The following is a 21310-nucleotide window of genomic DNA, read 5'->3' as shown; positions in this document are numbered from 1 at the left end:
ATTACAGGAATAATAAATGCTGAATATAAAAGTTTTATATGAAATTCTAAATCCGGAGCATACTGTCCGCTATCTCTATATCCTTCTGCTAACGGCTCTCATACCACTTCTGGACTGCTACCTGATAATAATGACCGCTTCATATATAGGTAAATATCTGTTCCTTGCAGTGCTGATAGCATTCAGTCTGGGCGGATTTTATATGTCCAGACATATGATAATTAAAAACCTTAGAATTATTCGAAGTAATACAGATAATCATTACTACTCAGAGTATTATTACTCCATGTTTCCTGGAACTGTCTTTGTCTCAATTTTCCTGATAATGCCGGGAATAATCGGAACAGTTGTAGCACTTATCATTTCCATCCCCTCCCTGAGATACAGAGCCGGGAGTTCTCTCAGCAACTTTTTAAGAATAGAGTGGAAGGAAATTCATGAATTTATTAATGTTGTTGAATAATTAACAATTGTTTATTACAATTTACTAATAACTTTTTATCAGGATTAGTAAATGACTGTTCTCTCCTGTCTTTGTTCCAGGAATTTTCAGCAGCTGAGATCCCTGGTCCCGCCTTATATATGTCTCCAAAACATTTCCCGCTTCACCAGGGAAGAATACAACAGGGTTCAGCCTGATGTAATAATTCTTGGTTCAGAAGACTGGAGTAATGAAAAAGAACTTGTTACAGAGGGTCTGCCCTACAGTGAGAAGATACTTCTCTGGGGTAATAGGCACGATACAATAGCGGATGTCGTCTATATGATTGAGAAGGGATACAGCTATTTTCCATTTCCGAACACACATGAGAAACTTAATGATTTTATAATAATTCACAGTAGAAAAATTCCGGATGGAAAAACTCAGCTCTTCCATGATATGGGGCTTCATGGAATCAGTAATTCCATATCAAAACTTAAAAAAATAATAAGCCAGTTTGCACCGAACCCGGCTTCTGTCGCCCTTCTGGGAGAAACAGGAACCGGAAAGGAGGTCTGTGCCAAAGCCATTCATAAATACAGCCGGCGCAGCGGATCCTTTATTCCTGTTAACTGTGCCGCCATTCCTGAAACTCTTCTTGAAGCGGAACTGTTCGGATCAATCCGGGGAGCATATACAGACTCCATAAGCAAAATAGGATACTTTGAGGCCGCCCATGAAGGGACTCTCTTCCTTGATGAGATAGCTGAGCTTCCAATAAGAATGCAGGCAAAGCTTCTTCGTATAATTGAGGATAAAAGGGTCACACGACTCGGCAGTACACAGAGCAGGGAAATTAATGTCCGTATTATATGTGCCACAGCAGCAAACCTCAGAAAGATGATTGAAGAGGGGAGTTTCAGAAAAGATCTATATTACAGACTCAATGTTCTACTTATTCAGATCCCTCCTCTGAGAGAGAGAAAAACCGATATACCCCTTCTTTGCCAGCACCTTCTGACAATGGAAAAATCTGATAAGACTATAAAATCAGAAGCCATGATGAAACTTCTTGACTATTCATGGCCCGGTAATATTAGAGAACTGTCATCAATTTTGAAGAGGGCCTGTATTCTTTCAGAATCCGAAAATGAGATTAAACAGGAACATATTAAATTTTATTAGAGAAGTAGTATCAGGGTAGTTCGCGGATTTTTTCAACCATAAGATAGGGAAGGATTCTATCTCCCGTCCGTTCATAACTTAAAACCTGAGCCAAAACAAGAACCTTAGCATTCAGTAATATCTGACCCTCTTCAGGTTTTCGGGGGGTCTTATCAGGAATTAAATCTCTCCATTGTTCACCTTGAAAAATAAGATGACAATCATATTTTCTAACCTCTTCAAGACCTATCCATTCACCCTGCATCAGCAGAACATCCAGGAGATATTCCTCATCTTTTGCAGAATAAAGGGTCATTCCGGCAATGATTCCATCTAAAAGAAACCAGTCGCCTTTCTCAGCAAGTTCATCCAGCTGCCGGGTACTCAGACTGTTCAAATCTTTAATTGTTATGGAGAATTGAAGATTTTCCAACCCCGATTCCTCTGCTGTCAGCAAAGCAGGAATTAAAAAAGAAAGTAGAAGCAAAATAAAAATGAGCCGTTTCTTCATATTTTTTTCTCCTACAGAAATAAAAACATCATTTCATTCAATATTACAACCCCATCTGTCACATATCAAGTATACTCTTTAAGTATCCTTGAAGAAAAAAATGACAAAAATTAATTCATTTGACAAATAGTCTGCAGATTAATAGAATAAAGGATGTATATTCAAGTTGTATTTTTACATAAGTTAAAGGTGATTTATATATGAGTGGTAATAATGAAATCGTAGCTGGTTTTGATATAGAGAAAGATGACAGTCTTAAAATAAGACTTCAGAAAATTGATTCTGTAAAGGGTTGTCTGGTTCTTTATCTAACCGGTTATATAGATACATACAATTCAAACCTCTTTCAGAAGCGTGTGAATAAAGCAATCGAATCCGGCTATTCGCGTTTGATCTTCCATTGTGGAAGCTTGAATTATGTATCCAGTACTGGAATCGGTTCTTTCACCGCTTTTCTAAAAACTGTAAAACCCAGAGGAGGAAATCTTGTTCTTCTGGAAATACAGCCTAAGGTCTATGAAGTTTTCCAGCTTCTTGGATTTTCTCAGTTTTTTAATATCAAAGATAATCTTGATGAAGCAGTTGCATTTTTTGAAAGTGAAGGTGAAACGAAATCAAGTGATATCTTTCCCAAGATTTTCAGATGTCCCATTTGTTCAAAAAAGCTTAAGGCTACCAAGCCGGGACGCTTCAGATGCAGTGAATGTAAAACAATTCTGGCCATCGACAATACCGGCCAGGTATTTCTGGGATAAAACGAACCGGGCTTTGCAGCCCGGTTTTTTTATATGCCTACAACAGCAGAGATCGTATGTATTCAATTACCGCCCCTGATACAGATTGAACTTAAAGATAAATATCCATCCTGGTACGATAGATGTGTTTTCATGCAGAATACTGATAATATTCCGGATTCTGCGTCTCTTCTGATAATCCCTTCAATTTTGTTGCTGAATCCTGATCAAAAAAAATTGTATAAAAACCTCATTGCCTTCGGTACTGCCGGTCTTCTGGAAAGTTCATATCTGGCAGCTGCCAAGGATTATCTCAAGGATCCCTGGGACTGTTCTGAACTTATCATCCGCAGCAGTAAATTCCTGAGTGATGGAAGAATCAAGGTTGAAAAAAGTGAAATATACTGGAGGAATAAAAATTTTTATATAAATGGTGAGTTAATACATTTCACTCCTGTGCAGAGCAGATTGCTGAAAATCCTTTTTGATAATCCAAATTTCTATTTTGACTGTAAGGATTTTCAGAATATTCTGCCTTCCGGAGATATTGCATCTGAGAACTCACTTTATGTTCAGATTCATCATATTAGAAAAATCCTTCGAGAGAAGCTGCCCGAAAGCTACGGTAAATCAATAACAGTGAAAAACTCAAATCGTCGTGGATATATATTACTTTTACCTGTGGATAACTTGTGTAAAGATGTGGATAAACTGTAAATAACTCTCTAGTTCTCTGAAAATCAACACTTAATTATTTCCTAAAGAAGTTCTAAATTCTAATAAAAAAATTTTAATTGCTTATTATGTATATATTTACTTCATTCATATTCTATTTCATATATTTTCATAAAAAAAGGGAATTTCCGAATTTTCGGAAATTCCCTTGTGGATAAGCTGTGGAAAAGTTTATTTACTCTTTTATTCTCTTTATATGGGCTCCCAGTGAAAGAAGCTTCTCCACCAGGGATTCGTATCCCCTCTCAATCTGATAAACATTATGAATTGTACTTGTTCCCCTGGCACAGAGAGCAGCAATAACCATGGCCATACCGGCTCTTACATCTGGAGAGACTAAATCTGATCCACTGAGTACTCTGGAGCCGCTTACAACGGCTCTGTGTGGGTCACAGAGGATTATTCCGGCTCCCATGGAAATTAGTTTGTCCACAAAAAACATTCTGGACTCGAACATCTTTTCATGAATAAGAACGGTTCCTTCAACCTGAGTGGCCACAACGGTAATAATACTCGTCAGATCAGGTGGAAATCCGGGCCAGGGTGCATCGTCAATCTGTGGAATCATCCCTCCCATATCACTGAGTACTTTCATATTCTGATTTGGAGGAACATAAATAGAATTTCCATCTGAATTCCAGTGAATACCTAATTTAGCAAATGCAATTTTACACATACGCATATGTTCGGGATTTGCATTAGTAATTTCAAGTTCACCCCGGGTCACTGCAGCCAGACCAATATAAGATCCGACCTCCATAAAATCAGCCCCGATAGTATAGGAAACAGAATGCAGTTTTTTTACTCCATCAATATAGAGGATATTGGATCCGATTCCGTTTATCTTTGCACCCATTCCGTTGAGCATATTGCAGAGATCCTGCACATGAGGTTCGGATGCTGCATTCCGGAGAATAGTTTTACCTTCAGCAAGAACACAGGCCATAATGGCATTCTCTGTGGCAGTAACCGAAGCTTCATCCAGAAAAATATCCACACCAACAAGCTTGTTGGCCGTGATTGTAAACTGTCCGTCAATATCGACCTGGGCACCAAGAGCTGTCAAAGCCAGAAAATGGGTATCAAGACGTCTTCTGCCGATTACATCTCCTCCGGGAGGAGGAAGGACAACTTTACCTGTCCTGGCCAGGAGAGGCCCGGCAAAAAGTATTGAAGCCCGTACTACAGAAGCCATTGCTTCAGGAACTTCATTTTTTATATCTGTCATCTGAAACTTCAGATGATTTTTTCCGGCACGTTCAACCTTGCAACCGAGATGCTCAAGGATTTCAACCATGACTCTGACATCCTCAATGTCCGGAATATTTTTCAGTTCAATAGGTTCATCACTCAGGAGAACTGCAGCAATACAAGGCAATGCCGCATTTTTATTACCACTGGCCTTGATTTTACCCTTGATGGGAAATCCGCCTTCAATATCATATTTATGCATAGAATTTTTTCACCACTTATTTCTTTTCCTGTAAAGGATAGGTCAACAAATTATTTGCTTTAAAAACAACTGCTATCCTATCAGCTTACAAAGTACAGGTATAGATAATTTTACCAAAAAAAGCTATAAACATCTAATACTAAACAAAAGGATCCATTTACATGAATGTAAAAAAATTCGGTGGCAGTTCTCTCGCCGATGCCGATAAAATCCGACAGACCGTAGAAATAATCAGACAAAGTGCAACATCTCCCCTCTGCGTAGTACTCTCAGCAATGAAGGGTGTTACCAACCTTCTTGTTGAAGCCGCTATCTGTGCCGAAAAAGGAGATCAGAAATATAAAGAGAATATAGAGACTATCAGAGAGAAACATTTAAGCTGTCTTGATGATCTTTTTGCAGATAAGAAAAGTGCTGAACTACAGGATACAATAGAAAAACTTCTTCTGGATCTCAGTGAAATACTTCATGGTGTGGAACTTGTCCGTGAATGTTCTCTTAAATCAATGGATCTTATTATGAGTTTCGGAGAACGCCTGAACTGTATGCAGGTTGCAGAATATCTTAATTTTATAGATATTCCGGCTCAATTTATAGATTCCAGAGATATTATCAAAACCGACAGTACCCATGGAAAGGGAAATGTAAATTTTGAAAGAACCTACCGAGAAGTTAAAAGCAAGCTTCATGATGCCGACCGGGTTATTCCAATTATTTGCGGCTTCATTGCCTCTGATGAATCCGGACGTACAACAACTCTAGGCAGAAACGGCAGTGATTATACAGCCAGTATCATCGGAGCAGCCCTTGATGCGGATAAAGTGGAAATATGGACTGATGTTGATGGCGTACTAACTGCGGATCCGAGGATTGTACCCGCCGCTTTCGTAATACCTCAGCTGAGTATTCAGGAGGCCATGGAACTATCCTTTTTCGGAGCAGAGGTAATACACCCCTATACTCTGGTACCCACCACAGATAAGAATATTCCTGTTTATATAAAAAATACCCTTAATCCTTCGGCTGAGGGAACAGTAATTACCAAAGACTACACAAAGAAAAAACGTATTATCACAGGTATTGCCTCAATTGACGATCTCTCACTTATAAATATTGAGGGTGGCGGTATGATGGGAATGCCGGGAATTGCATCTCGTATTTTCAGTTCTCTTGCGGAGGCTGATGTCAATATAATCATGATAACCCAGGCTTCTTCTGAGCATAGTATATCTATTCTCTGCCGGAGCGAAGAGACTGCAGCTGCAGTTAATAAACTCAATGAGAACCTGGAAGAAGTGATTAAACGGAGAAAAATCCAAAAAATTGATGTTGTTGATAATCTCGTTATAATAGCGGTAATCGGTGAAAACATGATTGGACAGATTGGGCTGACAGGTGAGCTATTCTCTGCCGTAGGTGAAGAAAAAATAAATATTCTGGCCATTGCGCAGGGCTCTTCAGAAAGAAATATATCTTTTGTAATCAGGCAGAAAGACAAGAATAAAGCCCTTAATGCCGTACATAAAAAGTTTATTGGATAAGGATTGTATATGAAATTTGCCAGTACAAGAAATGCTGACTATAAACTGAGCTTTAAAGATGCCATGTTTCAGGGACTCTCTCCCGACGGAGGACTGTTCTATCCCCTGGAGACTCCGGATTTAAAATCTGTTTTTGATGGATTTGATAAAAACAGCAGCTTTCAGTCAATCGCAGCTTCAATGATCCAGAATCTTCTTGGAGAAGAAATCCCCTCTGCAGATGCCGTGAAACTAGCCGAAAGGGCTTTTCCATTTTCTCCTGAAATAAGAGATCTTAATGAAAAAATAAGTATACTGGAACTTTATCACGGACCCAGTTCCGCATTTAAGGATTTCGGTGCCTCCTTTCTGGCCAGTACTATGGAGTATTTTCTCAAGGGAAGCGATCATAAAGCAGTAATACTGACTGCAACTTCAGGTGATACCGGAAGTGCTGTTGCAAGAGCCTTCTATAATAAAAATAATATTGATGTAGTTATACTTTACCCCTCAGGAAGGGTAAGTCCTCTTCAGGAAAAACAGATGACAACTCTGGGAAAAAATATCCATGCCCTTGAAGTGGAGGGTTCCTTCGACGACTGCCAGAGAATGGTAAAAGACTCTTTTACAGACAGTGAACTGGACAGTATCAATCTTTCATCAGCAAATTCAATAAACCTCGGCCGTCTGATTCCTCAGTCATTCTATTATGTATGGGCAGAAAGCAGACTGAGAGGAAAAGATACAACATTCTGTGTTCCCAGCGGAAATTTCGGAAACCTGACCGCAGGTCTCTATGCAAAATCCTGGGGCCTGGATATTGATCACTTTATTGCTGCCACCAACAGAAATGATGTTGTACCTTCCTATCTGGAAAGCTCAGTATATGAGCCCAGAGCCTCTGTACAGACATATTCAAACGCAATGGATGTTGGGGCCCCCAGCAACTTTGAAAGGATGCTTCAACTCTATAACAATGATGTAGAGGCCATGAGAAAGGATATCAGGGGTGTCATGGTTGACGATAATGAGACAATGAAAACCATGGCAATGATTGGGCGGGACTATAATTATGAAGTATGTCCTCATACGGCTGTCGGAATAAAAGCTGCTATGGACAGCAATGAAAAACACTTAACGGTACTTTCAACGGCACATCCTGGTAAATTTACGGAGGTTTATGAAAAGGCCGTAGGAGCAAAACCTGTTTTACCCGATTCCTTAATTGCTGTAAAAGATCTTGAAAAAAAATCATCTAAAATTTCTAACAGTTCAAATAATCTTAAAAAGACTCTTTTAACTATGTTTTCTTAAAAACTATGGATAGTGATTGTTTAGGGCTTTAGCCCCGAAAAAAAATTTCCGCCAGAAGAGAGCCATTTCTCTGGCGGAAATTACATAATTTGTTTACGCTTTTTACTAATTGGAATAAATAAAAAAGTCAGAATTACCATTAGACCAAATCCGACATATAGTAAAATAAAAAAAATCTCTGGGAAATCATAGAATATAAACTTCCTTATCAATCGCCCGACAAAGGAAATATTATCTTCTCTTACTTGTCCTGCTCTTCTTCTAAATTCATATTCTATTTGAGTTAAAGGACAAAGAATACCTGCCATGGACTCCAGTGTTACAAAGAGTACAGCAATAAGATGTGTGATCCGGAAAATCCTGTTTTTGACCCAATGCCATTTAAAGAGTCCCCCTATCAGTATCAGCAACTCACCGAATACGGTAAAAAACACATAGAGAAAGTGTATAAATACAATAAAGTCAGCTATAAATGCCCATATCATATAATCTAAATATGCTTTGATATTATAAAAACTGCAAATAGTATATTCACTCTTGTAGTAAAGAAGAAATAAAAAACCGGGTCATTTCACAATGAAACTACCCGGTTTTCTTTTAATTAAATATTTTTGCTGAATCTATCAGCTATTGCTTCCCTTATAGATAATGCGAACCTGCTTGTAGAGGCCTTCACCTTCACTCTTGGTCATAACTTCATCCATTTCATTAAGAGCCATATGAACCAGTCTTCTTTCGAAGGGATTCATAGGTTCCAGAAGCTTGGAAGATCTTGATTTACATACCTGCTCAGCTGTCTTTGTAGCCAGACGAACCAGATTTTCTTCCCGACGCTGTCTGTAGTTTTCAGTATCAATTATGACCTTTCCACTATAACTGCTGCCGCCTATTTTACTTGCAAATACATTAACCAGCATCTGCAGGGCATCAAGGTTCTTTCCTTTCTTACCAATCAGAATTGCAGAATGATCGGACTGAATATCCATACCAATCTTTCCCTTTTCTCTGAAAGTAATAGATACCTCTCCGGGGTAACCCATAAGCTCAATTGCTTTCTTTAAAAAATCAATCAACTGCTGCTCAATATCCCCTGAAGGTTCAATTGCTTCGACAACACGTTTTGTCTGATGATGAGGTTCATTTACATAAACCTTTATTTTGACGTTCCCTCTCTTGAAAAACAATCCTTTCTGTTCAGATTCCAGAATCTCAACATCAAACTGATCCTGTTGCATTCCAAGATCTGCGGCAGCTTTTTCTATAGCCTCCCGTTCCGTCTTACCTTCATATTCTTTTACCATAAAATAACTCCTGGTTATCGATTTTCTATTTCAGGAGCTTACTCCGAACCTCCCTCAGGAGGCCTGCTTCTTCTTTTTACTGCTTATATAACCCTGCTGAGCTGCTGTCAGAAGGTTTGAAAATGTCCAGTAAATCAATAATCCAGACGGCATATCGTACAGGATAAAGAAGAACATAATAGGCATACCCAGAGTAAGCATCTTGGTCTGCATAGCACTTTGTCCTCCGCTGCTGGGAGCCTGAGTGAATTTACTCATCAATAACTGTGTTCCCAGATAAAGAATAGGTAAAAGTCTCAGATCATTCCAACCCAGAATAGGGAGGGTGAAGTTACCAAAATTAAGAATTGATTCGGGAGCCGAAAGGTCGGTAATCCAACCCGGAATGAATACGGCTCCTCTTAAATCAAAATATTTATTTAATAATCCGTACAAAGCAAAAAAGATAGGCATCTGGATTACCAGGGGCAGACATCCACCCATGGGATTTACACCCTCTGTTTTATATAAAGCCGCCATCTCTTTGTTCAGTTTGTTTGGATCGCTTTTATACTTTTCCTGGAGTTCTTTAATCTTGGGCTGAATGCTCTGCATCTTACCTGTCGATTCATAACTCTTATGTGTAATGGGGAAGAAAATGGCCTTAATAAGGATTGTAAGGAGAATAATAGCTACACCATAGTTGGGTATAAGCTTATAGAATGTCTCCATAAAAAATTTAAGAATAAACTCAAGCCATCCCAGCCATGAACTGGAATCAACAGCCTTATCAAGATACATATCCGAAAATCCGAAAGGATTATCCATTCCCAGATTATATTTTCCCAATTCATTGTTTAATTTGGGTCCGGCATAAAACCGGTATACATCTTCAATGCGTGAGCCTTTTGTAGATGATCTGACATAGGACATCTTGGAAGTCTCTTTTAAACCCTCTGTAGGATCATTAGACCAGATAACTTTTGAGATATCTGATCCGGGAATACCTATCAGGGCAAAGTATTTATTGACGACTGCACTCCATTTCATCTGCTCAGAAGATTCTGCAAAACCATCTTTAATTTTTATAGTAGAGCGTTTATCGCCGGAGAGTGAAAAATATTTTCTATATTCATTTCTACCGTCCAATTTAACAAACTCAGGACCAATCTGAGGACCTGTGGACAGAGTATAAGCAGCCCCGCTGTAATTAAGGGGAACTGCAGAGTTTTCAGAGTTTACAATGGCTACCCGAATTTCAAACATATATTCATCAGGAAAGAAAATATAAGTTTTTTTGATCTGAAAGGGTGCTGAATAGGATCCATCGCTAAGTTTTACTTTATAATTTCTGATAAAGCTGTACTCATCACTGTTTGAAACGTGCTGATAATCATAAGCTTCAGTCATATAGGAGGAAGTATTCTCACCGAAAGAAAGACCGAATGATCCAAGATTTGTGTTTTCTCTCAGTATCATATCAACAGGCTCTTCACCGTCCAGATGTTCTTTTAATTTAAGTGAAGTTATTACGGCACCTTCAGTATTGAAGGTAATCAGAAATTTATCTGTTTCTGCTTCTATAGTACGGGAAATGTAATCTTCATCTCCCATTTCAAATTCAACAGCATCAATATCTGCTGTTTCTGCAATACTTACAGTAGAGGCAGATTCCTGAACATCGGCTATTTCACTAACAACTTCTTCAGCAGAAGCTTCCACTAATGCCTCATCAGGCACGAAAAATGTTGTCTGAACGACAAACCCTACTGAAATAACTACAACTGACAGGATAATAGCCAGAAAGGTATTCTTATCCATGATGACTCCAAAATATTATGGTACAGGATCATATCCGCCGGGATGCCGGGGATGACATTTAAGGATCCTTTTTACAGAAAGATATAACCCCTTCCAGGGGCCATGTTTAAGTAAAGCTTCCTGAGCGTATGACGAACAAGTAGGATAGAACCTGCATGAGCGTGGCAGCCAGGGAGAAATCACCTTTTTATAGATGATAACAAAAAATAATAAAATTCTACTGATAATCCAATTAAAAAATTTAAACAAGATGTGCTCTTTTCATCAAAGAACTGAACTGCTCCAGTCTGTTTTGATAAGAAAAATCTCCAGGATAAAGAACAAAAACTATATCATAGCCATGATCCAGTTTATTCTTATGTTTTCTGTAAAATTCCCTGAAAATTCTTTTTGTATAATTCCGTTCTACAGCATTCCCGAATTTTCTAACAAGGGTTATTGCAAAACGGCTGTAAGATAAAGAGCTCTCTAAAAATAAAATCTTTGCACCACGGCATTTATATACATTGCCGCTAGCAAAGATTTTATTAAGATCAGATTTTTTACCTAAGCGCTCTTTCTTAGTAAGGTTTTCTTTCATCGGCAACAGAAAGTTTTTTTCTACCTTTACGTCTTCTTCTGGCAAGAACTGCTCTACCGGCTTTAGTCGCCATTCTGGCACGAAATCCGAATTTTCTATTTCTTTTTGTCTTGCTAGGCTGATAAGTACGTTTCATATATTTTAACTCCTCAATTAATAGTCAAATCTTTTAGTGTGCATAATATACGGTTATGTTTTAACTATGTCAACTCTCATTATTTATCTCCCTGAAGCTTTTTCTTTAAATTTAGAAGCCTCAGTTTAAGTTCATCATCTTTAATGGAACTCATATTCCCTTTAAAGTCTTTTTTATTAACTTTAATATCGTTTTTAACAGGCTCAGGTTTAACTATTTTTTCAGGAAATTTCTGATCTTTCAGATGCATAGAAACAGAATTTATATGCAGATCCTTGTATTGAGAGTTCAACCTTTGCAGTATCATCCTCTGATTCATTTTAAATACCTGTATCCAACCTGGATGATCAAAAGATACTCTTATGCTGTTATTGCTTATATCTTCGAGTCTGCAGTGATCGGCAAGCCTGTTATCCTGAACAATGTTTTGCCAGTTTTTATATGCCCTTACAAAGGATTTTGATTCAATCCCGGCTTTTTTATCAAATATGGCGGATATAATATCTTCAGCTTTCTCCATCAAAATTCTCCAATATGCCCTCTTTTACCCTCAAATATAACGAATTTTCCTTCTTATCTTTGAGATAACCCGGAAGAAAAGTATAAAATATCTGCTCATATTGAGGAAATATATCCATCATTCTTTTTCTTTTCTCACTATCCAGTTCTAAAAGTACATCATCAACAAGAAGTACAGGGTTTTTACCTGTTGCCATCTGATAATATTCAGATTGAAGTATTCTCAATAATAGAGAAATAATCCTCAGCTGACCTGTGGAAGCCATATCAAGAAAATTATTGTTCCCAAGCATAACTGAAAATGAATCTCTATGAGGACCTGAGAGGGTTAGACCATACTGAAATTCCTTTTCAGTCTTTTTCAGCATAGTTTCTCTTATTTTGCCCTTATCATCATCTTTCCAGGATCTGTTATATGAAATATGCAGTGAAACATCAGTACCACTTACCTGGGAATAGTATGAAGAAAATGAATTATTTAAAAACTCAACTAAACTTTTTCTTTTTTCCAGAAGAGAAAAACCTTTATCTATCAACTGCTCCGTATAAACCGGAAGCATCGATTTCTCCTTATTTTTAAGAAGAAAATTTCTCTCTTTGAGAATTTTTCTATATTGCCTTAAATAATTGATATAGAGAGGATCATGAAGACTGAGGCATTGATCCATATATATTCTCTTTTTTTCAGGACTGCCGTTCACAAAATACATATCATTATGGCAGAAAACAATACAGGGCATATTGGATAGGATATCTTTTCTATCTGCTACATTTTTGCCATTTAGACGTATTTTTTTATTATGGGAATCAAAAGAAACATCAAGTCTATTGGATATAAGATCAGAAGAGTGGAGAAACTGACCAGAAAGGTAAAAATTATCTTCACCCTCACGTATTAATATTTTGTCATTTCTAATTCTGAAAGATGATGCATAACATAAAAAATATAGCATCTCCAGAAAATTAGTCTTTCCCTGACCGTTTTCCCCAATAAGAAAAATTTCTTTATGAGAAAGATTAATTTCCTGTTCTGCTAAATTTCTGAAATTACTGAATTTTACAGATGTAAAACCCAATGTCAGTCCATCTGCATAGGCATAATAATATGAAAATAATCTGCTTCAGGTTCGCATTTAAGACTTACAGCTTTGTTTGCTTCAGAAAATTCAACTTTAAGAGAATCTTCTTTAATAACCTTCAGGGGATCCTGAAGATAAATATAGTTTACAGCCAGTCTGATCTCTTCACCTGAATAATCACATGCAATATCTTCATCAGCCATACCAATTTCACTTTCTTCAGATTTAAGATTTAGATTACCTTCACTGAATGTCATGTATATTCTCTTTGATTTCTGTTCAGCTAGAAGTGAAACACGTTTTAATGCTTCATTCAAAGATGCTCTATCAATAATAACATTGTATTCCTGGCTTTCAGGGATAACTCTTGAGAAATTAGGAAACTGACCTTCAATAAGGGTAGAAGTAATTTTCTGATTATCAAATTTTGCATAAATAGTTTTTTCAGTAACAGCCAGTGAAAGATTTCCTTCTCCCGAAGAGAGCTTCTTTATGAGATTAAGAATCTTTGGAGGAATGATAATACCACTGAAGTCATTAAACTCAGATTCAGGATTTGCAGAAATATAAGAAAGTCTTCTTCCGTCTGTAGCAACCATAAGTAGAGAATTATCGCTTTTCTCCATATAGACCCCGTTCATAAAATAACGAGCTTCATCTACGGATATGGAGAATATAGTCTGAGAAATCATATTATTAAAAAGACTCTGTGATATTTCAAAATAGCTTTCATCTTCAATACTCTGAAGTTCAGGAAATTTTTCAGCTGAAATACAGTTCAATTCAAAAACTATTTTCTTATCCAAAGGTTTAATGGATAGTCTTTCATTTTCATTCTGTTCAAAGGTTATTTCACCATCTGGAAGAGAACGAAGTATTCCAAGAAATTTATCACAGAAAACAGTTGTGCTTCCGGGTATTTCTATAACTGCAGGAATTCTTGTTTCAAATCCTACTTTTAGATCAGTAGCTTTTATAATAAGAACATCATCCTTAGCTTCCAGTAATACATTGGAAAGTATGGAGAGAGCATTCCTTGAGGAAATAATTTCCTGAGCAATGGATATCTCTTTTACAATTACGCTTTTATCACAGATAAATTTCATTTGGATCCCCTGTTCATATTCTATGAAGAATAATAAAAAATAATTTCCTGTTTGTATAGAATAAATACATACGAATTATCATCGATTATACACAGTTTTATAAAGACTCTCCTAATACTTATTAATAAATTTAAATAGTAGTAGTAGTAATAGGGCCTGTGGATATGTGAATTCAGCACTTAATTGCCTATTACAGTTAAAAATAGCCCTGTGCATAAGCTGTACATATAATTGAGCGTTTATCCACAGTATGCATTATTAATTCTGATTATCCATAAATAATCTAATAAGTCATGGTTTATCAGAAAGAATTCACAGACTTATCAACAGGCATTATGTCTCTTTAATTGAGCGGATTAATTCCTGTACAGTCGGTTCTATTGTTGAGTCAGTTTTTATTCTGTCCTCTATTCTCTGGCAGGAATGCATTACAGTTGTATGATCTCTGCCGCCAAACTCCAATCCTATTTCTGTAGTGGAGTAGTCAGTAATTTCACGTATTATATACATGGCAATCTGCCTGGGAAATGTTATCTGCTTGGTTCTTTTCTTTCCTTTGAGATCACTGAGAGTAACATTAAAGTATTCTGAAACCTGTTTTTGAATTTTATCAATGGTTATATTTGCCTGTATAGGTGATGAAAAGAATTGTTTCAGCTGCTGCTTTGCAATTTCAGGAGTTATCTCTTTTTGAACGAGTTCAGCGTAGGCAACAATACTTGTAAGCGCAGCTTCCAGATCACGGATGTTAGTATTAATATTCTGACTGATGAGTTCGAGAATATCATCTGATATTACTACATTCCGATCTTCAAGTTTTTTCCTCAAAATAGCATATCTGGTTTCATAGTTTGGCGGATGAAGATCTACATTGAGACCCCTGACAAATCTGTTTTTCAGTCTGTCTGCAAAGTTCTTTAATTCTGAAGGTGGACGGTCACAGGTAAAAACCATCTGTTTATTGGCATCATACAGTGCATTAAATGTATGAAAGAGCTCTTCCTGTGTTCCTTTTTTATCCTGAAGATCATGAATATCATCAATAAGAAGAATATCTGCATTTCTATATTTATTTTTAAAATGTGTCTGCTTTTTAGTATTTATAGATTCAATAAAATCATTAATAAAAGTTTCAGCCGGTATATAGACAATTTTCATATCAGGTTGTTCTTTATGAATTGTATTTCCAATTGACTGCATTAAATGAGTTTTACCCAGACCGACACCGCCGTATATAAGACAGGGGTTATATTTGGAACCGGGATTTTCGGCAATGGCCTTTGAAGCATTGGCAGCAAAGGAATTATTGTTTCCAACAACAAAATTATCAAATGTATAATCTTTTCTTAACTGAGGGTGGGGTATATATTTACGCTCAGGAACTGCTTCTATTACTTTTTCACTTGGTTTTTCACTGCTTTCTTCTTCTTTGGACCTGTTTTCAATTTCAAATGCAAGACTGAGTTCAATACCCGATATTTCATATAATCTGGTCTCTATGGCGGAAGTATAACGTTGCTTAAGCTGAGACTGTATAAAACGGGAAGGTATGCTGAGGACAATTTTATCTCTGGTGGATTCAACATAATGAATGCTCTGGAAATACATATTATATTCCTGGTCGGATATTTCCTTTTCTTCTCTAAGCTGTTTGATTGTCTCTTCCCAGAATATGCTGTAGTCGAATTCGTTCATATATCCCCATTAACAGTTTTTCCACAGATTAAATTTTATTCTAATAGATAATCCAGGAAAATGTAAAAAATTATCATTGATTTATTAAATAAAATAAAATAATTAATAAATCCTTGTATAGTAAGTAATTACAATAGTTATCCACAGGATTGTGGATAAAATATAAAATATAAACTCAAATTAACTATGCTATTAATCTATATAACATATAAAATTAAATATACTTATCCACAAATTATCAACAAGCGGATTGAGCTGTATATTATGGCAATTTATCTCTTCTGACAAGGAGTCAGCTTGTCTTTACTTTTTTATGCTGTAGAGATATACTAATTCAATCTTTTCAAATAACAAATTTAGGTATAAATATGCAGGAAAACTATGATGCTCAGCAGATTCAAGTTCTTAAAGGATTGGAAGCTGTGCGTAAGAGACCGGGTATGTACATCGGATCAACTGGTCCGGAAGGTTTACACCATCTCGTTTATGAAATAGTTGATAATAGTATCGATGAGGCATTAGCCGGCCATTGTTCAAAAATCAGTGTATTCATAGAAGAAGGTAATATTATTCGTGTCGTTGATAACGGCCGTGGTATTCCTGTTGATTTACATCCTGTCGAAAATATTTCGGCACTTGAAGTTGTAATGACAAAACTTCATGCCGGTGGTAAATTCGACAAGGATAGTTATAAAGTTTCCGGTGGACTTCACGGTGTGGGTGTTTCGGTAGTAAATGCCCTTTCTGAATGGTGTGAAGTATCTGTTCACAGGTTAAAAAGTATTCATTATCAAAGATATAAAATAGGTGTCCCTGATGAGGCTGTAAAGGTTATAGGAACAACAAGTCAAACCGGAACTGTTGTGCGCTTTCAGGCAGATCCTACAATTTTTGATGAACTTGAATATAGTTTTGATATTTTATCGAACCGTCTGCGGGAACTGGCATTTCTTAATAAGGGTGTTGAAATTAATCTTACAGATGAAAGAATCACTCCTGAGAAAGAGCGATGCTTTATGTTTGAAGGTGGAGTAAAGTCATTTGTTGAATATCTTAATAAATCAAAGACACCTTTATTCGAAGAACCAGTCTACTTTGAGTTTGAAAAAGACAATGTAATTGTTGAACTCTCTCTTCAATATAATGAAGGATATGCTGAGACAATTTTTTCATATGTCAATAATATTAATACCAGGGAAGGTGGAACTCACCTTTCAGGTTTTAAGGCTGCTTTAACTAGAACTCTTAACGATTTTCTTAAAAATTCAAAGCTTGCCAAAAAAGTTGATGAAAATCTTTCAGGAGATGATGTAAGAGAGGGTTTAACCTGTGTTATATCGGTTAAGGTTCCAGAACCTCAGTTTGAGGGCCAGACTAAGACAAAACTCGGTAACTCTGAAGTCAGGGGTATTGTAGATTCAATAGTTAATGAAAGACTCACTACTTATCTCCAAGAGCATCCTCAGGTAATAGATATTATTCTTGATAAATCTATCACTGCTTCCAAAGCAAGAGCTGCTGCCCGTAGAGCAAGGGATCTTACCAGAAGAAAGGGTTTTCTTGAAAGTTCGGGTCTTCCCGGTAAACTGGCTGACTGTGCTGATAAAGATCCCAGAAACTGTGAAGTTTATATTGTTGAGGGAGATTCAGCCGGCGGTTCAGCTAAAATGGGAAGGGACAGAAAATTCCAGGCCATACTTCCTCTCTGGGGAAAGATGATCAATGTTGAAAAGACCAGGCTTGAAAAAGTTCTTTCCAATGAAAAAATGCTCCCAATAATTACAGCCCTTGGAACCAACCTCGGCGACGAATTTAATCTTGAGAAACTTAGATATCATAAGGTTATTATCATGGCGGATGCGGATGTAGACGGTTCTCATATCAGAGTGCTGCTTTTAACCTTCTTTTTTCGCTATATGATGCCCCTTGTTGAAGCTGGACATGTATATCTGGCCATGCCGCCACTATATAAAATTTCTGCTGCTGGGAAATCTCATTATGTTTATGATGATGCTGAGAAAGATGAATATATTAAAACTCTGAGTGTTCCTGAAGAAAAAATTAACATGCAAAGATATAAAGGTCTTGGTGAAATGAATCCAGATCAGCTCTGGGAAACGACAATGAATCCCGAAACTAGATTAATGAAACAGGTTAAGCTTGAAGATTTTGTTGCTGCAGATGAAATGTTCACTACTCTCATGGGTGAAGATGTTCCTCCCCGGAGAAAATTTATTGAAGACAATGCCTTAACCGTATCTAACCTTGATATTTAATAGTCTCACAGGAGTCAAACGTGCAGGATAATTTTGGAAAAATCCTTCCAATTGCCATTGAAGATGAAGTAAAAGAATCCTATCTGAATTATGCCATGTCTGTTATTGTCAGCAGGGCACTTCCAGATGTCAGAGATGGATTGAAGCCGGTTCACCGTAGAATTCTTTATTCTATGAGTGAAATGGGCATAAGATATAACACAGCATATAAAAAATGTGGTCGTATTGTTGGGGATGTACTTGGTAAATTCCATCCTCACGGAGATCAATCTATCTATGATGCTCTGGTACGTATGGCTCAGGATTTCTCACTTAGAACACCAGTCGTTCAGGGTCAGGGAAACTTTGGTTCAGTAGACGGAGATCCACCCGCAGCCATGAGGTATACAGAAGCCCGGTTGGCGAAAGTTTCCGAAGCCATATTGATGGATATCAAAAAGGATACCATTGATTTTGGTCCCAACTACGATGATTCCATGAAGGAACCTCTTATCCTTCCTTCAGCGTTTCCCATGCTTCTGGTAAATGGAGCGAGTGGAATTGCCGTTGGAATGGCAACAAATATGCCACCTCATAACCTTAAAGAGATATGTGAAGCCATATCTGCAGTAATAGATAATTCTGAAATTGAGATGGAAGAGTTATTGGATATTGTAAAAGGTCCTGACTTCCCTACTGCCGGAGTTGTATTCGGAAGAACTGGTTTCAGGCAGGCATCCATGACCGGACGCGGAAAGATAACTGTCCGTGCCAGGTATAACCTGGAAGAGATGACAGCTGAAAAAGATGCCATTATCATCACAGAACTCCCCTATATGGTTAATAAAGCAAATCTGGTTATCAGAATTGCCGAACTTGTAAGAGAAAAGAAAATTGAAGGGATCTCTGATTTAAGAGATGAGTCAGACCGAACGGGTATGAGAGTTGTTATAGAGCTGAAACGTAATGTTTCTCCTAAAGTAGTTCTCAACCTTCTTTTCACCCATACCAATCTGCAGGTTAATTTCAATGTAAATAATCTCGCGCTTGTTAATGGGATGCCTAAAGTATGCAACCTGAGGAACCTTCTTGATTATTTTATCAGTCATAGACAGATTGTTATCAGAAGAAGATCTGAATATGAACTGAGAAAAGCCAGAGCCAGAGCTCATATACTGGTAGGTCTTAAAAAAGCCCTGGAAAATATTGATGAAATAGTAGAAATAATTAAAAAATCTGCAAATGTAAATATGGCTAGAGCTAACCTGATGGAAAGATTTGATTTTTCTGAGATACAGGCACAGGCTATCCTCGATATGCGTCTGCAAAAGCTTACCAGTCTGGAAACCCAGAAAATACTGGATGAACTGGCCGAGATAATGAAGTTTATAGATTATCTTGAAGATCTACTTGCTCATGAAGAAAAGATTCTTGATGTTGTAAAAGAAGAAACAGCAGAAGTATCAGAAAAATACGGTGACGAGAGACGTACAGAAATTCGTCTTGAAGAGATAGGTTCCATGAATATGGAAGACTTTATTGAGAAAGAGGACATGGTTGTTCTGATTTCCAATAGAGGTTTTATCAAGAGAGTTCCCTTATCAGCATATAAAGAGCAGGGAAGAGGTGGTAAAGGCTCCAATTCAGCATCTCTGAAAGACGGAGACTTCATTGAACATATATTCCTGGCAAATACACATAGCTATATTCTTTTTGTAACAAGCGCAGGTAAAGCTTACTGGCTGAAAGTATATGAAATACCAGAGGGCTCAAGAGCTTCCCGAGGTAAACACCTTAAAACCATGTTTGAATTTGAGCCAGATGAAGAGATTACAACACAGGTTCAACTTGAGGAATTCTCAGAAGATAACTTCCTTTTCATGGCTACCCAGAAGGGTGTTGTAAAAAGAGTATCCACATATGACTTTAGAAATGCTAAAACCAGGGGAATAATTGCAATAAACCTGGATGAAGAGGATCATCTTGTATCTGCCGAACTTACAGACGGTACAAGGGATATAATGATTATTACTAAAAACGGTAAGGGATTACGTTTTCCTGAAGATTCTGTACGCTGTATGGGTAGAAACTCACATGGAGTACGGGGGATCAGACTGAATGGTGATGATATCCTTATTGGTGTAGCCTGTGTTTCTGAAGAAAACCAGCTATTCCTTATATCTGAAAATGGATATGGAAAGAGAACTCAATTTTCAGAGTTTAATCCTCATGGTAGAGGAACTCAGGGACAGAAAGCTTACAATGTAAATGAAAAATCAGGTAAGCTGGTTTCTGTAATGTCTGTAAACGAGACTGATTCTCTTATATGTATATCTACTCTTGGAAAAACAATTAAACTAAACCTGGATGGTATTTCCATAATTGGGAGAAATGCATTTGGCGTAAGAATTGTTAATATCAGTGATAAGGATACACTTGTCGGAGTTGCGGTACAGCAGAAAGAAGAAGATGTAGATGAAGAAAGTGAATTAGATAGTTCTGAACAGTCTGAAGTTATTGAAACAGTATCTGTGGAGCAGGAAACTGTAATTACAGAACCTTCAGATTCAGAAGATGTTTCACGTGAAACAGAAGAATAAAGTAAATATTAGTATTTAAACATGAAGCTGCATCCATCAGGGTGCAGCTTTTTTTTTGTTTCACGTGAAACACAGGAGTTGTTAATATTTTGCAGTGGATCATTTACTCATTTAGTATTGTTTCACGTGAAACATCACAATGAAATTCAACTTTAATATTTCTAAATATCTATGTGAATAGAATTAAAAAACTCAATTTGAAATGTCAGCCTAATCAGATTAGGTATCTACAATAGATATATCAATAATGGATAAAGTTTAAAGCTTTCAGCCTGTTGATAAACTGGGGATAAATTCAGCTTTTAAAAGCATCTTTGCCTGTATATCCTTAGTATTAATAGAATTAATTGTATTAATACTAAGGATAATAATAAATTTTACTTGTGG

General features: G+C 37.0%; 20 protein-coding genes. 8 read left to right on the top strand and 12 right to left on the bottom strand.

The genetic code is table 11. The annotated features are described in order from the left end of the window. Positions 1 to 16: 16 nt before the first annotated feature. Together DV872_RS06330 and DV872_RS06325 are read left to right on the top strand one after the other, a co-directional pair. On the top strand, positions 17 to 463 hold the full coding sequence (locus DV872_RS06330; RefSeq protein ID WP_114629013.1) for an FxsA family protein: 447 nt from the start codon (positions 17 to 19) through the stop codon (positions 461 to 463). Positions 464 to 514: 51 nt separating this feature from the next. Then, positions 515 to 1606, top strand: coding sequence for a sigma 54-interacting transcriptional regulator (locus DV872_RS06325; RefSeq protein ID WP_114629012.1), 1092 nt, complete (start codon positions 515 to 517; stop codon positions 1604 to 1606). A 10-nt stretch (positions 1607 to 1616) separates the two neighbouring features. Here DV872_RS06325 and DV872_RS06320 read toward each other — a convergent pair whose 3' ends face one another. Then, positions 1617 to 2096, bottom strand: coding sequence for a hypothetical protein (locus tag DV872_RS06320; RefSeq protein WP_114629011.1), 480 nt, complete (start codon positions 2094 to 2096; stop codon positions 1617 to 1619). 200 nt (positions 2097 to 2296) lie between these two features. Here DV872_RS06320 and DV872_RS06315 point away from each other — a divergent pair, with 200 nt between their 5' ends. Both DV872_RS06315 and DV872_RS06310 read left to right on the top strand, forming a co-directional pair. After that, the gene (locus DV872_RS06315) at positions 2297 to 2851 is read left to right on the top strand and encodes an STAS domain-containing protein (RefSeq protein WP_114629010.1); all 555 of its coding nucleotides are present in this window, start codon (positions 2297 to 2299) and stop codon (positions 2849 to 2851) included. Between the two features lie 33 nt (positions 2852 to 2884). Next, the gene (locus tag DV872_RS06310; RefSeq protein WP_114629009.1) at positions 2885 to 3547 is read left to right on the top strand and encodes a winged helix-turn-helix domain-containing protein; all 663 of its coding nucleotides are present in this window, start codon (positions 2885 to 2887) and stop codon (positions 3545 to 3547) included. A 193-nt stretch (positions 3548 to 3740) separates the two neighbouring features. Here the strand turns inward: DV872_RS06310 and murA are convergent, their stop codons facing one another. Next, the gene (murA, locus tag DV872_RS06305; protein ID WP_114629008.1) at positions 3741 to 5018 is read right to left on the bottom strand and encodes a UDP-N-acetylglucosamine 1-carboxyvinyltransferase; all 1278 of its coding nucleotides are present in this window, start codon (positions 5016 to 5018) and stop codon (positions 3741 to 3743) included. A gap of 161 nt (positions 5019 to 5179) precedes the next feature. On the opposite strand from murA, the gene DV872_RS06300 reads away from it, so the two are divergent. Continuing rightward, entirely contained in the window at positions 5180 to 6559 is a 1380-nt protein-coding gene (locus tag DV872_RS06300; RefSeq protein WP_114629007.1) for an aspartate kinase, read from the top strand. A gap of 9 nt (positions 6560 to 6568) precedes the next feature. Beyond that, a complete protein-coding gene (gene thrC, locus DV872_RS06295) occupies positions 6569 to 7852 on the top strand; it encodes a threonine synthase (protein ID WP_114629006.1) in 1284 nt (427 codons plus the stop codon). An 80-nt stretch (positions 7853 to 7932) separates the two neighbouring features. On the opposite strand, the gene DV872_RS06290 is transcribed toward thrC, so the two are convergent. The 10 genes from DV872_RS06290 to dnaA all read right to left on the bottom strand — a co-directional run bounded on the left by DV872_RS06290 (position 7933) and on the right by dnaA (position 16068). Beyond that, complete coding sequence (locus DV872_RS06290) at positions 7933 to 8337, bottom strand: DUF2784 domain-containing protein (protein ID WP_114629005.1); 405 nt, start codon at positions 8335 to 8337, stop codon at positions 7933 to 7935. A 138-nt stretch (positions 8338 to 8475) separates the two neighbouring features. Continuing rightward, positions 8476 to 9153: an RNA-binding cell elongation regulator Jag/EloR gene (jag, locus tag DV872_RS06285; protein WP_114629004.1), complete on the bottom strand. Its 678-nt coding sequence runs from the start codon at positions 9151 to 9153 to the stop codon at positions 8476 to 8478. Positions 9154 to 9207: 54 nt separating this feature from the next. Next, positions 9208 to 10953, bottom strand: coding sequence for a membrane protein insertase YidC (gene yidC / locus DV872_RS06280; protein ID WP_114629003.1), 1746 nt, complete (start codon positions 10951 to 10953; stop codon positions 9208 to 9210). A gap of 15 nt (positions 10954 to 10968) precedes the next feature. Continuing rightward, entirely contained in the window at positions 10969 to 11202 is a 234-nt protein-coding gene (yidD, locus tag DV872_RS06275) for a membrane protein insertion efficiency factor YidD (protein WP_199563440.1), read from the bottom strand. Continuing rightward, the gene (gene rnpA / locus DV872_RS06270) at positions 11195 to 11533 is read right to left on the bottom strand and encodes a ribonuclease P protein component (protein ID WP_114629002.1); all 339 of its coding nucleotides are present in this window, start codon (positions 11531 to 11533) and stop codon (positions 11195 to 11197) included. Before rnpA ends, yidD begins: the two co-directional genes overlap by 8 nt. Next, entirely contained in the window at positions 11514 to 11669 is a 156-nt protein-coding gene (gene rpmH / locus DV872_RS06265) for a 50S ribosomal protein L34 (RefSeq protein WP_114629001.1), read from the bottom strand. The genes rnpA and rpmH overlap by 20 nt, the downstream gene beginning before the upstream one ends. A 79-nt stretch (positions 11670 to 11748) precedes the next feature. Continuing rightward, entirely contained in the window at positions 11749 to 12189 is a 441-nt protein-coding gene (locus tag DV872_RS06260) for a DUF721 domain-containing protein (RefSeq protein WP_114629000.1), read from the bottom strand. Next, complete coding sequence (locus DV872_RS06255; protein WP_158546860.1) at positions 12176 to 13264, bottom strand: DNA replication/repair protein RecF; 1089 nt, start codon at positions 13262 to 13264, stop codon at positions 12176 to 12178. The genes DV872_RS06260 and DV872_RS06255 overlap by 14 nt, the downstream gene beginning before the upstream one ends. Before the next feature lie 2 nt (positions 13265 to 13266). Then, positions 13267 to 14373, bottom strand: coding sequence for a DNA polymerase III subunit beta (dnaN, locus tag DV872_RS06250; protein WP_114628998.1), 1107 nt, complete (start codon positions 14371 to 14373; stop codon positions 13267 to 13269). A 333-nt stretch (positions 14374 to 14706) separates the two neighbouring features. Beyond that, positions 14707 to 16068: a chromosomal replication initiator protein DnaA gene (gene dnaA / locus DV872_RS06245; protein ID WP_114628997.1), complete on the bottom strand. Its 1362-nt coding sequence runs from the start codon at positions 16066 to 16068 to the stop codon at positions 14707 to 14709. 368 nt (positions 16069 to 16436) lie between these two features. On the opposite strand from dnaA, the gene gyrB reads away from it, so the two are divergent. Together gyrB and gyrA are read left to right on the top strand one after the other, a co-directional pair. Next, complete coding sequence (gene gyrB, locus DV872_RS06240; protein ID WP_114628996.1) at positions 16437 to 18344, top strand: DNA topoisomerase (ATP-hydrolyzing) subunit B; 1908 nt, start codon at positions 16437 to 16439, stop codon at positions 18342 to 18344. A gap of 20 nt (positions 18345 to 18364) precedes the next feature. Next, positions 18365 to 20923, top strand: a complete 2559-nt coding sequence (gene gyrA, locus DV872_RS06235; protein ID WP_114628995.1) for a DNA topoisomerase (ATP-hydrolyzing) subunit A — start codon at positions 18365 to 18367, stop codon at positions 20921 to 20923. The last annotated feature ends 387 nt before the right edge of the window (positions 20924 to 21310 follow it).

Origin of the sequence: Oceanispirochaeta sp. M1, assembly GCF_003346715.1 — a bacterium.
Classification (GTDB): domain Bacteria; phylum Spirochaetota; class Spirochaetia; order DSM-2461; family DSM-2461; genus Oceanispirochaeta.
Note: the sequence above shows the minus strand (reverse complement) of the source record. Positions and strands in the feature narration are given on the sequence as shown.